At 60.2% G+C, this 11,914-nt stretch carries 10 protein-coding genes; 1 reads left to right on the top strand and 9 read right to left on the bottom strand.

What is annotated here, in order from left to right; genetic code table 11:
- Positions 1-97 precede the first annotated feature (97 nt).
- A complete protein-coding gene (locus D3Z90_RS05050) occupies positions 98-556 on the top strand; it encodes a DciA family protein (RefSeq protein WP_136474695.1) in 459 nt (152 codons plus the stop codon).
- Between the two features lie 909 nt (positions 557-1,465).
- On the opposite strand, the gene lpxC is transcribed toward D3Z90_RS05050, so the two are convergent.
- From lpxC to murD, 9 genes are all read right to left on the bottom strand, one after another.
- Positions 1,466-2,377 carry a UDP-3-O-acyl-N-acetylglucosamine deacetylase gene (gene lpxC, locus D3Z90_RS05045; protein WP_028943297.1) on the bottom strand — a complete coding sequence of 304 codons (912 nt, stop codon included), beginning with the start codon at positions 2,375-2,377 and terminating at the stop codon, positions 1,466-1,468.
- A 112-nt stretch (positions 2,378-2,489) separates the two neighbouring features.
- Positions 2,490-3,680, bottom strand: a complete 1,191-nt coding sequence (gene ftsZ, locus D3Z90_RS05040) for a cell division protein FtsZ (protein WP_136474694.1) — start codon at positions 3,678-3,680, stop codon at positions 2,490-2,492.
- A 56-nt stretch (positions 3,681-3,736) separates the two neighbouring features.
- The gene (gene ftsA / locus D3Z90_RS05035) at positions 3,737-4,990 is read right to left on the bottom strand and encodes a cell division protein FtsA (protein ID WP_136474693.1); all 1,254 of its coding nucleotides are present in this window, start codon (positions 4,988-4,990) and stop codon (positions 3,737-3,739) included.
- Positions 4,991-5,004: 14 nt separating this feature from the next.
- Positions 5,005-5,874 carry a cell division protein FtsQ/DivIB gene (locus tag D3Z90_RS05030; RefSeq protein ID WP_136474692.1) on the bottom strand — a complete coding sequence of 290 codons (870 nt, stop codon included), beginning with the start codon at positions 5,872-5,874 and terminating at the stop codon, positions 5,005-5,007.
- Between the two features lie 4 nt (positions 5,875-5,878).
- Entirely contained in the window at positions 5,879-6,838 is a 960-nt protein-coding gene (locus D3Z90_RS05025; RefSeq protein WP_136474691.1) for a D-alanine--D-alanine ligase, read from the bottom strand.
- Positions 6,835-8,289, bottom strand: coding sequence for a UDP-N-acetylmuramate--L-alanine ligase (gene murC / locus D3Z90_RS05020; RefSeq protein ID WP_136474690.1), 1,455 nt, complete (start codon positions 8,287-8,289; stop codon positions 6,835-6,837). Before murC ends, D3Z90_RS05025 begins: the two co-directional genes overlap by 4 nt.
- Entirely contained in the window at positions 8,282-9,361 is a 1,080-nt protein-coding gene (gene murG, locus D3Z90_RS05015; RefSeq protein WP_136474689.1) for an undecaprenyldiphospho-muramoylpentapeptide beta-N-acetylglucosaminyltransferase, read from the bottom strand. The genes murC and murG overlap by 8 nt, the downstream gene beginning before the upstream one ends.
- Entirely contained in the window at positions 9,351-10,565 is a 1,215-nt protein-coding gene (gene ftsW / locus D3Z90_RS05010) for a putative lipid II flippase FtsW (protein ID WP_136474688.1), read from the bottom strand. Before ftsW ends, murG begins: the two co-directional genes overlap by 11 nt.
- Positions 10,562-11,908, bottom strand: coding sequence for a UDP-N-acetylmuramoyl-L-alanine--D-glutamate ligase (murD, locus tag D3Z90_RS05005; RefSeq protein WP_136474687.1), 1,347 nt, complete (start codon positions 11,906-11,908; stop codon positions 10,562-10,564). Before murD ends, ftsW begins: the two co-directional genes overlap by 4 nt.
- Positions 11,909-11,914 lie beyond the last annotated feature (6 nt).

Raw genomic sequence — 11,914 nt, 5'->3', positions numbered from 1 at the left:
CCCATCAGCCACATGAAGTTTTGTCGCAGGCACCCGGTCGAGGCGCAAGACGGGGGATCTGATAAGATGCCGGTACTGTAACTTCAGGTGTCCCTTCATGGCTTTTCGTCCCCTGCCGGCCCGCGCGCCCGCCGCTTTACTACGCGAAGCCCGGCCACTCAAAGCCTTGTTCAACCAGGCCCAGCGCCTGGCGCACTTGCAGCAACTGCTAGACAGCCAGCTGCAGCCCGCTGCGCGCGAACATTGCCATATCGCTTCATGGCGCGAAGGTACGCTGCTGCTGATCGTTACCGATGGCCATTGGGCCACTCGCTTGCGCTACCAGCAAAAGCGCTTGCAACGCCAGTTACAGACGCTCGATGTATTCGCTAGCCTGACGCGGATAGTGTTCAAGGTTCAGCCGCCGACCACCCAGAGCCGGGCAGCTACGCACACGGCCGATCTTTCCACGCGCGCCGCCGAAAGCATTCAAGCCACCGCTGACGGCATCAGTGATCCAAAGCTGCGCGCAGCCCTGGAGCGCCTGGCCAGCCATGCGCGGGACAAGGACGCCTGAGGCACGGCGCAGGAGCAGGATGACCCGCAATAGTAAAAAAGGTTCTTCACGAAACCCCGGGGAGTATGATCTTGGGGCTGGGCTTTGAGGCTGCGAGCTTATCCATTCAATGCGGCGCCGCTGTTGGCCCCTTCCGCCCTTACGGCGGGTCCCTTTTGTCTTGGCAAAAGGAACCAAAACCGTGTGTCCCTGCATCCGGCCCTGCGCTGCGCTCCGGGTCCCTTCGCTCCGGCATTGCTCCCGTCGGGACCGCACCGAAGGGCCGTCCTGGCCCTACGGTGCTCGCAGGCCATCCATGGCCTGCGCCCGACTACGCAATACCTACACTCAGCCTACTGAAGGGACGATCCAGGGTGTCTGGGCTGGCGATGTACGAAGAGCCAGATCAAAAGCAAAAGCTGCACACCAGCACCTCGCTGTTGCCGTTGCCGTTGCCGTTGCCGCTGCTGTGCTTCTACCTACACAAATCGTGCAGACGCCACAAATCGTCCCTTCAGTAGGCCGAATGGAACCCTTGCGTAGTGGGGCGACGGCCATGGATGGCCGGCGAGTGCCGCAGGGCCAGGACGGCCCTTCGGCGCGGTCCCCGCGGGAGCAAGGGTGGAATGAGGGAACCCGGAGCGCAGCGTAGGGCCGGATGCAGGGACAGGGGGTTTTGCCCACTTTTGCCCCGACAAAAGTGGGTCGCCGTAAAGGCGAAACCAGCCAGTGGTGCCACTGCATCAAATGGATATGCCCATCGACACTCGAGCCCCATTTGGTAATCACCCGCGGTGCGCATTGAATGGATAAGCACGCAGCCTCGAACCCCTACCAACCTAACCAGCGGGTGTAGTTCCCGGAATGCCATGAAGATAAAAAAAAAGGCCACCCGAAGGTGGCCTGATTCACTAGAGAGAGTGTTCGAACTTACACTGCCGCAACTGGACGCATGTAAGAGATCGGTGCCGTACTGGCATCTTCGAAGGTCACCACTTCCCAGGCATCTGTTTCCTCGATCAGCTTGCGCAGCAGCTGGTTGTTCAGCGCGTGTCCGGACTTGTAGCCCTTGAACTCGCCGATCAGGCTGTTGCCCAGCAGGTAGAGGTCGCCGATGGCGTCGAGGATCTTGTGCTTGACGAATTCGTCTTCATAACGAAGGCCGTCTTCATTGAGCACGCCGTCCTTGTCGACCACGATGGCATTTTCCACACTGCCGCCGAGCGCGAGGTTGTGCTTGCGCAGGTACTCGATATCGCTCATGAACCCGAAGGTCCGGGCGCGACTGACTTCCTTCACGAATGAGGTGCTGGAAAAGTCCACGCTGGCACTTTGAGTTCTGTTACGGAACACCGGGTGATCGAAATCGATCTCGAAACTCACTTTGAATCCGTCGAATGGCAGGAAAGTGGCGCGTTTGTCGCCGTCTTCCACTGTTACTTCGCGCAGGATACGAATGAATTTCTTGGCTGCGTCCTGTTCTTCCAGGCCGGCAGATTGAATCAGGAATACAAAGGGTCCAGCGCTACCGTCCATAATCGGCACTTCGGACGCGGAGAGCTCGACGTAGGCGTTATCGATGCCCAGGCCAGCCATGGCCGAGAGCAAGTGCTCAACCGTGTCTACCTTGGTATCACCGTTTACCAATGTCGTGGACATTGTGGTCTCGCCGACATTCGCCGCGCGGGCAGGAATTTCCACCACGGGGTCGAGATCGGCACGGCGAAATACGATGCCGGTATCCACAGGAGCAGGTTTGAGGGTCAGGTAAACCTTTTCCCCAGAGTGCAGGCCGACACCTGTGGCACGGATAATATTCTTCAGGGTGCGTTGTTTAATCATGGCATTGGCCGCTTCAGCGCAAATTGCGAACTGGTATCAACAAAGGCTGAGGATAATACCAGACCCGGCCTTTGCTGAATACCAATCACCCTTATACCCCTGATAAATTTCATTAATCAGCCTGACGACGCAGGAAAGCTGGAATATCCAGGTAATCCAGATCGTCTTGCGGATTGAGCTTGGCAGCAGCGGCTGCACCGGCATGCGCCTGGTTGCGCATCACGGTCGGGCGCTCCAGGTCACGGTAGTTGACCGACGATTGTTCCTGACGAACCGGCGCCGGAGCAGCAGTCTGCATGGCAGCGGTTTGCAGGGTATTGTCGATGACCTTGACCGGCTTCTCGATTTTCGCACCCAGCCCCGTGGCGACCACGGTTACGTGCAGCTCATCGCGCATGTCCGGATCGATAACGGTACCGACCTTGACCATGGCGTGATCGGAAGCGAAGGCTTCGATGATGCTACCAACGTCCGAGTATTCACCCAACGACAGGTCAGGACCTGCAGTGATGTTGACCAGGATGCCGCGAGCGCCCTGCAGGTTGACGTCTTCGAGCAGCGGGTTGCGGATGGCCGCTTCCGTCGCTTCACGCGCACGGTTAGGACCGCTGGCGCAGCCAGTGCCCATCATCGCCATGCCCATTTCGCTCATCACGGTACGGACGTCAGCGAAGTCGACGTTGATCATGCCTGGGCGCTTGATGATGTCGGAGATACCGCGAACGGCACCCGCCAGTACGTCGTCAGCCTTGGCAAAAGCGGACAGCAGGCTTGCGTCCTTGCCCAGGATGGTCAGCAGCTTCTCGTTCGGAATGGTGATCAGCGAGTCAACGCTGTCTGCCAGTGCACGGATGCCTTCATCGGCAATCTGCATGCGCTTGCGGCCTTCGAACGGGAACGGACGGGTCACCACCGCAACGGTGAGAATACCCAGTTCCTTGGCCACTTCGGCGATGATCGGCGCAGCACCGGTACCGGTACCGCCGCCCATGCCAGTGGTGATGAACACCATGTTGGTGCCCTGCAGTACTTCGGCGATGCGCTCACGGTCTTCCAGCGCGGCCTGACGACCGACTTCCGGATTAGCACCAGCACCAAGTCCCTTGGTGACACCAGTACCCAGTTGCAAAATGGTGCGCGCGCCGATGTTTTTCAGCGCTTGAGCATCAGTGTTGGCGCAGATGAACTCAACGCCTTCGATGCTGCTCTTGACCATGTGATTGACGGCGTTGCCACCGCCGCCACCGACACCGATCACTTTGATGACCGGGCTTTGCGGGACGTTGTCTACGAGCTCGAACATTTTCCCTCTCCTTACAGTTCTCTAGTTTTTGCGCCTACTACTACTGCTTTGAAACTTTAAAAGTTGCCTTTGACCCAGCGTGTAAAACGTTCCAACGCTGGTGCCTTTGGTTCATCGCCATAGTTGTTGCTGCTGGTACCGGTAAGGCTCACGCCGTCGGACTGCTTTTGCAGGCCGTAGGTCAGTAGGCCCACACCAGTGGAATAAATCGGGTTGCGCACCACGTCGCTCAGACCCCGAACGCTATGCGGCACGCCCAGGCGCACCGGCATGTGGAAAATTTCTTCGGCCAGTTCCACCGCACCTTCCATCTTCGCGGTGCCGCCGGTCAGAACGATGCCCGCAGGCACCAGGTCTTCGTAGCCGCTACGACGCAGTTCGGCCTGGATCAGGGTGAAAAGCTCGTCGTAACGCGGCTCGACCACTTCGGCCAGCGCCTGGCGCGAAAGCTCGCGCGGCGGACGGTCACCGACGCTCGGCACCTTGATGGTTTCACCGGCACCGGCCAGCTTGGCCAGCGCGCAGGCATAACGGATTTTGATCTCTTCGGCGTACTGGGTTGGCGTACGCAGCGCCATTGCGATGTCGTTGGTCACCTGGTCGCCGGCAATCGGGATCACAGCGGTGTGACGAATCGCGCCTTCGGTGAAGATGGCGATGTCAGTGGTACCGCCACCGATATCCACCAGGCACACGCCCAGTTCTTTCTCGTCATCGGTCAGCACCGAATAGGCCGAAGCCAGTTGTTCGAGAATGATGTCGTCGATTTCCAGGCCACAGCGGCGCACACACTTTTCAATGTTCTGCGCGGCATTAACGGCACAGGTGACGACGTGGACCTTGGCTTCCAAGCGCACACCCGACATCCCCAGCGGCTCGCGCACGCCTTCCTGGTTGTCGATCACGTAGTCCTGCGGCAGGGTGTGCAGAACTCGCTGATCGGCAGGAATGGCCACGGCCTGGGCGGCGTCAAGGACACGCTCAAGGTCGGCCGAACTGACTTCACGGTCGCGGATTGCAACGATGCCGTGAGAGTTCAGGCTGCGGATGTGGTTACCGGCAACACCAACGAACGCCGAGTGAATTCGGCAGCCCGCCATCAGTTGGGCTTCTTCCACTGCCCGCTGGATCGACTGCACGGTCGACTCGATATTGACGACCACGCCCTTCTTCAGACCACGCGAAGGATGGGTACCGATACCAACGATTTCCAGGGTGCCGTCAGCCGCGACTTCGCCTACCAGCGCCACCACCTTGGAGGTGCCGATATCCAGCCCGACGATCATTTTGCCGCTATGCGCATTTGCCATGGTCCTGCCTCTCTCTAATTCTTCGCAACGGCGGGTTGGGCCGTCGTCGGTGCAATCGGTTCCCGCCAGCCAACAGCAAGGCCATTGGCATAACGCAGATCGATGCGGGCGATGTTCGTGATCTGTTCTTTTAGTGTCTTGTCGTAAATGGCAATGAAACGGCGCATTTTTTCTACCAGATGATCGCGCCCCAACAGCAGTTCGACCCCGGGTCCGGCGCTACCGGCGCCAGTGGTCAGGAACCAACTGCCGCGTTCGCGCACTTCCAGCCGGGCAATCGAAAAGCCCATCGGCCGCAACATCTGGCTCAGTACCTGATATTGCTGCATCACTTGTTGCTGCGCCCGCTGCGGCCCGACCAGCTGCGGCAGGTGCTCATAGTTGGCAAGTTCGCGCGGCGTGAAGGCCTGGCCCTGGTTATTGAGCAAGGCCTCTTCACCCCAACGCGCTACCGGCAACTGTTCTTCCAGGCGAATCACCACCTCGTCGGGCCACACCCGGCGTACCTCGGCATGGGCGATCCAGGGCATCTTTTCCAGCTCTGCACGCATGCTGGTCAGGTCGACAGTGAAAAAGCTCGCCGCCACATACGGGGCGATTCGCTGTTGCACAGCCTGCTGACTGATGTAGCTGAGGTCCCCCTGCACGGCGATCTTGGTGATCGGCCGGTCGGCATACGGCATCAGGCGCTGCGCACCCTCATAAGCACCGAAACCTGCGGCGACCAGCAATACCGGCCACAGCAGCCGCTTGAAGATGCTGAAATTGGCCTTTGGCAGGCGCGCCGACAGTGGCTCCTTGGCCACCATCCGGCTGGCACCACGCGGCACCGGCTTGCTGCGGCCGGTGGCGGGTTGCTGATGACGTAACATCGCGCCTTGCATGGGCTTAACCTCGCGCCTCTACGCTGGCCGCCAGGATCGCCAGCACCAATTGCTGGAAGTCCAGACCGGCCGCACGTGCCGCCATGGGGACCAGGCTGTGATCTGTCATGCCTGGTGCGGTGTTCACTTCGAGCAGCCAGAAACGCCCCTGCTCGTCCTGCATGACGTCCAGCCGTCCCCAGCCAGCAATACCAACGGCATCACAGGCGCGGGCGGTCAGGTCGATCAGTTCTTGTTCCTTTTCCGCGCTCAGGCCACAAGGAATCCGGTACTGGGTATCGGAAGCCAGGTACTTGGCGTCGTAGTCGTAAAAGGTGTGTGGCGTACCCAACGCGATGGGCGGCAATACCTGCCCACGCAGGGTCGCGATCGTGAACTCCGGACCTTGAATCCATTGTTCAACCAACACTTGCGAGTCGTAGGTGGCGGCGTCTTTCCAAGCGGCGATCAATGTCTCGACGCTGGTCACTTTCGCCATACCGATACTGGAACCTTCATGGGCCGGTTTGACGATCAAAGGGAAGCCCAGTTCCGTGCCCGCAGAAATACAGTCAGCTTCGCTGCTCAGTACTGCATGGCGTGGGGTGGGAATACCCAGGCTCTGCCAAACCTGCTTGGTGCGCAGTTTGTCCATCGCCAATGCCGAAGCGAGGATTCCGCTACCGGTGTAGGGAATACCCAGGCACTCGAGCAAGCCCTGCATGCTGCCGTCTTCACCGCCTCGGCCGTGAAGAATGATGAAGGCGCGATCGATCTTTTCGTTCTGCAGACGGCTGAGCAGGTCGTCACCGACATCAATGGCAACTACATCGACGCCAGCGCTGGTCAGCGCTTCGATCACGGCGGCGCCGGACTTGAGCGAAACCTCACGCTCGGCGCTCTTGCCACCATAAAGAACAGCCACGCGACCGAAGTCTTTCACCGCGAGGGTCGAATGCAGTTTGTCGTATGCGTTAGCAGTCATTTCGACTTCCCCTGACTGGCAACAGCACCAGCGAACAACGGACTTTTAAGAAGTTGCGGAGCCAGGCCACCGATATCACCGGCGCCTTGGCACAGCAGGATGTCGCCCGCACGCAGCAGCGGCTTGACCAGCGGCGCCAACTCGACGCCACGCTCGATATAGATAGGGTCGAGCTGGCCGCGCTGACGGATGCTATGGCACAACTGACGGCTGTCGGCACCGGGAATCGGCTCTTCGCCGGCCGGGTAGACTTCCATCAGCAGCAACACGTTGGCATCAGCCAGAACCTGGACGAAATCGTCATACAGGTCTCGGGTACGGCTGAAACGGTGCGGCTGGTAAACCATCACCAGGCGCCGCTCCGGCCAGCCACCGCGTACAGCCTTGATCACTGCGGCAACTTCGGTCGGGTGGTGACCGTAGTCATCGACCAGCATCACGCTGCCACCGTCCACCGGCAGATCGCCGTAGACCTGGAAGCGTCGCCCTACCCCTTGGAACCCGGACAGCCCTTGAACAATGGCCTCATCACTGATGCCTTCGTCAGTGGCAATGGCGATGGTCGCCAGGGCGTTGAGCACATTGTGGTTGCCCGGCATGTTGACCGACACATCCAACGGCTCGCGGTCACGGCGCAGCACGGTGAAGTGGGTCTGCATGCCCGACTGACGCACATTGATGGCACGCACGTCGGCTTCTTCGCTGAAGCCGTAGGTAACTGCCGGGCGCTTGACCAGCGGCAGAATTTCGCGCACCACCGAATCGTCCAGGCACATCACTGCCAGACCGTAGAACGGCAGGTTGTGGAGAAACTCGACAAATGTTTTCTTGAGCTTGTTGAAGTCACCTTCATAGGTCGCCATGTGATCGGCGTCGATGTTGGTAACCACGGCCACCAGCGGCTGCAGGTGCAGGAAGCTGGCATCGCTCTCGTCGGCTTCGGCAATCAGATAACGGCTGGTGCCGAGCTGGGCATTGGTACCCGCTGCATTCAGGCGACCACCGATAACAAATGTCGGGTCCAGGCCGCCAGCGGCAAATACCGAAGCCAGCAGGCTGGTAGTGGTGGTCTTGCCGTGGGTACCGGCGACGGCGATGCCGTGACGGTAACGCATCAGCTCGGCCAGCATTTCGGCACGCGGTACGACCGGGATACGCCGTTCAAGTGCAGTGGCGACTTCCGGGTTGGCCGGATTGATGGCACTGGAAACGACCAGTACATCGGCACTGGCAGCGTTCTCGGCGCGGTGGCCGATGAAAATCTGGGCACCAAAGGACTCCAGGCGCTCGGTGACCGCCGAGGTCTTGAGGTCCGAACCCGATACCTGGTAACCCAGGTTCAGCAATACTTCCGCGATACCGCACATACCCACGCCGCCGATACCGACGAAGTGGATGCGACGAATACGGCGCATTTCTGGGTGAGGCATGGCTTTTTGCGCTTCAACCATGGGCCACCTCCAGACAGATATCAACCACGGTGCGGGTGGCCGCAGGTTTTGCCAGGCGCCGGGCAGTGGCGGCCATGGTGGAGAGTTTTTCCGGTTGCATCAGCACCTCGTTCAGGCGTTCAGCGAGTTGCGCTGCGCCAGTTGTCGCTTGTGGCATCAGGAAGGCAGCGCCTTCACGGGCCAGATAATGGGCGTTGTGGGTCTGGTGATCGTCGATGGCGTGGGGCAATGGCACCAGCATCGAGGGCAAGCCGGCCGCAGCCAGCTCACTGACGGTCAGCGCGCCTGCGCGGCAGACCACCAGATCGGCCCAGGCGTAAGCCTTGGCCATGTCCTTGATAAACGGCTCTACTTGAGCCTCGACTCCGGCCTCGCGATAACGCTCGGCGGTAATCTGGTCGTGTTGCTTGCCAGCCTGGTGGAACACCTCGGGACGAATGTCCGCGGGCACCTGGGCCAGGGCTTGGGGCAACAGTTTGTTCAGCGGTTCGGCGCCAAGGCTTCCACCCAGCACCAGCAAGCGTGGCCGCCGCGCACCCAAAGGTTCGCGTGCGGTTTCCATGAACAGTTCGCTACGCACCGGATTGCCGGTGGTACGCAATTTTTCCGAAGCAGCAAAGGTTCCAGGAAAAGCTTCGCAGACTCGGCCGGCCAACGGCACCAGCAACCGATTGGCGGTACCGGCACGGGCATTCTGCTCGTGAACCACGACAGGCACGCCGCACAGCCGGGCGGCGACGCCGCCAGGGCCGGTCACATAGCCGCCAAAACCGATCACGCACACCGGCCTGAGCTGACGAATGATGCGTCGGGCCTGCAGCACCGCCTTGACCAGGGTGAACGGCGCCTTGAGCAAGGACAACTTGCCCTTGCCACGCAGGCCGGTGACCTGGATCAGGTGCAGTTGCAACCCTGCCTGAGGAACCAACTCGTTCTCGATACCACGGGGAGTACCGAGCCAATGCACGGTATAACCGCGCGCTTGAAATTCGCGGGCGCAAGCCAGGGCCGGGAACACATGGCCCCCAGTGCCTCCCGCCATGATCAGAATATTTTTGCCGTCAGCGGCCATGATTCGGCTCCTCGGCAAAGTCACTTTCATCAAATTCGTGCTCTTCACTGCCCAGGTGGGTTCGACTCTCCCACTCGATCCGCAGTAACAGCCCAACACAGGCGCAACAGATCACCAACGAGCTACCGCCATAACTGAGGAACGGCAAGGTCAGCCCCTTGGTCGGCAGCAAACCAACGTTCACGCCGATGTTGATCAAGAACTGACCAATCCACAGGAACGCCAAGCCAAAGGCCATATAGGCAGCGAAGTACTGCTTGGCTTTTTCAGCCCACAGCCCGATGTACAAAGCGCGCACGGTTACGAATACAAACAGCGCAACGGTAACCAGCGAACCAACGACGCCCAGCTCTTCAGCCAGCACCGAAAACACAAAGTCTGTGTGTGCTTCAGGCAGGTAGAACTGCTTCTGCACGCTGTTACCAAGACCGACGCCAAGCCATTCGCCACGGCCAAAAGCGATCAACGCCTGGGTCAACTGATAGCCCGAACCGAACTGGTCGGACCAGGGGTCGGTAAAGGTGATCAAACGTGCCATCCGGTAAGGCTGGGCCTGGACCAGGACAAACACTGCCCCCACCGCCAGCACCACCATCAAGCTGAAACGGAACAATCCGACACCGCCGAGGAACAGCATCGCCGCAGCCGCGCCCATCATCACCACGGTGGCGCCGAAGTCCGGCTCCATCAGCAGCAGGCCCGCCATTGGTAGCAACACGATGAACGGCTTGAAGAAGCCCATCCAGCTTTCGCGCACCTCGGTTTGACGGCGTACCAGGTAACCGGCCAGGTAGATCACCACAAAGACCTTGGCGATTTCCGACGGCTGTACGTTGAAGAAACTGAAACCGATCCAGCGCATCGAACCGTTCACTTCTCGACCAATGCCAGGCACCAATACCAGCACCAGCAGTGCGAAAGCGCCGACCAGCATGGTGAAGCCCATCTTCTGCCAGGTGGCAATCGGCACCATCATGGTAACGATGCAGGCGAAAACTCCGATGGCCACGTAAACAAGGTGGCGGAACATGTGATAAAGCGGGTTGCCCGACTGCGCAGCAGCCACTTCCGAAGAAGCGGAGGTGATCATCACCAGGCCAAGGCCAAGCAGCGCCAGGCAACCGGCGAGCATGGCGAAATCGAGATCGATACCACGACCGCTGATCAGCGGTGACGGATAGGGCTTGATCATGCCGAAGATCATGCCAGCCCTCCTACGGCCTGGGCGAACAGGCGCCCACGCTCTTCGAAGTTCTTGAACATGTCGAGGCTGGCGCATGCCGGCGAAAGCAGCACAGCATCACCCGGTTGAGCCAGTTCGGCCGATCGTTGCACAGCTTCATCCAGCGTCTTGACTCGGATCAGCGGCACGTCGTCACCCAGCGCCTGGGCCAGCAGTTCGGCGTCACGCCCGAGCAGCACCACGGCACGGCAGTGAGCGGCTACAGGCGCTCGAAGCGCACTGAAGTCGGCGCCTTTGCCGTCGCCGCCGGCAACCAGCACCAGCTTGCCGTCGATATCTGCGCCCAGACCTTCAATGGCTGCCAGCGCGGCACCGACGTTGGTGGCTTTGGAGTCGTCGTACCAGCTCACGCCTTGGCGCTCCCGCAGCCATTGGCAGCGATGAGCAAGGCCGGCGAAGCTGCGCAGGCTCGCCAGCATGGCATCGAACGGCAAGCCCACGGCATGACCCAGGGCCAGTGCCGCCAGGGCATTGGACTGGTTATGTGCACCGCGAATCTTCAGTTCACGCACCGGCATCAGGTTCTGGAACTCGAATGCCAGGTATTTCTCGCCGTTCTCTTCACGCAGGCCGAACGCCTTGAAATCAGGCGTATTCAAACCAAAGGTCCAGCAAGGTTGGCCTTCGGTCAGTAGCGGACGGCTCAGGGCATCCTGGCGGTTGACCACTACTTGCCGGGCGCCACGAAAAATCCGGTGTTTGGCCAGATGGTAGGCCGGCAGACCGCTGTAGCGGTCCATGTGGTCTTCGCTGACATTGAGCACCGTGGCGACTTCAGCGTTGAGTTGATCGGTGGTTTCCAGCTGGAAACTCGACAGCTCCATCACGTACAACTCGACGTCGTCGCTGAGCAGGTCCAGCGCTGGGGTACCCAGGTTGCCACCGACCGCCACACGTTTGCCCGCGGCAACCGCCATTTCGCCAACCAGGGTCGTCACCGTGCTTTTGGCATTGGAACCGCTGATCGCGATGATCGGCGCCTTGGCGTTGCGCGCAAACAGTTCAATGTCGCCGGACAGCTTCACGCCACGGGCAGCCGCTTGCTGCAGCGCCGGGGTAGCCAGGGCCAGGCCTGGGCTGACATAGAGCTCGTCGGCGCGGCAGAGAAAGTCTACATCCAGTTCACCGCAGCGTACTTCCACCTGCGGGTAATCCCGGCGCAGGGTTTCCAGTTCCGGTGGTTGCTCACGGGTGTCGGCGACCGCAAAGGCAATGCCCCGGTTCGCCAGGAAGCGAACCAGGGACATGCCGCTCTTGCCGAGGCCGACAACGATGCGGAAGTGGTCAGAAGCGATCAGTGACACGCGTTT

The organism is Pseudomonas sp. DG56-2 (assembly GCF_004803755.1).
GTDB lineage: Bacteria > Pseudomonadota > Gammaproteobacteria > Pseudomonadales > Pseudomonadaceae > Aquipseudomonas > Aquipseudomonas auratipiscis.
This window is presented reverse-complemented; position numbering and strand designations above follow the sequence as displayed.

Coding starts and splice junctions, on each gene's coding strand:
- D3Z90_RS05050 (WP_136474695.1), top strand. CDS start 98: ATGGCTTTTCGTCCCCTGCCGGCCCGCGCGCCCGCCGCTTTACTACGC.
- lpxC (WP_028943297.1), bottom strand. CDS start 2,377: ATGATTAAACAACGCACCCTGAAGAATATTATCCGTGCCACAGGTGTC.
- ftsZ (WP_136474694.1), bottom strand. CDS start 3,680: ATGTTCGAGCTCGTAGACAACGTCCCGCAAAGCCCGGTCATCAAAGTG.
- ftsA (WP_136474693.1), bottom strand. CDS start 4,990: ATGGCAAATGCGCATAGCGGCAAAATGATCGTCGGGCTGGATATCGGC.
- D3Z90_RS05030 (WP_136474692.1), bottom strand. CDS start 5,874: ATGCAAGGCGCGATGTTACGTCATCAGCAACCCGCCACCGGCCGCAGC.
- D3Z90_RS05025 (WP_136474691.1), bottom strand. CDS start 6,838: ATGACTGCTAACGCATACGACAAACTGCATTCGACCCTCGCGGTGAAA.
- murC (WP_136474690.1), bottom strand. CDS start 8,289: ATGGTTGAAGCGCAAAAAGCCATGCCTCACCCAGAAATGCGCCGTATT.
- murG (WP_136474689.1), bottom strand. CDS start 9,361: ATGGCCGCTGACGGCAAAAATATTCTGATCATGGCGGGAGGCACTGGG.
- ftsW (WP_136474688.1), bottom strand. CDS start 10,565: ATGATCTTCGGCATGATCAAGCCCTATCCGTCACCGCTGATCAGCGGT.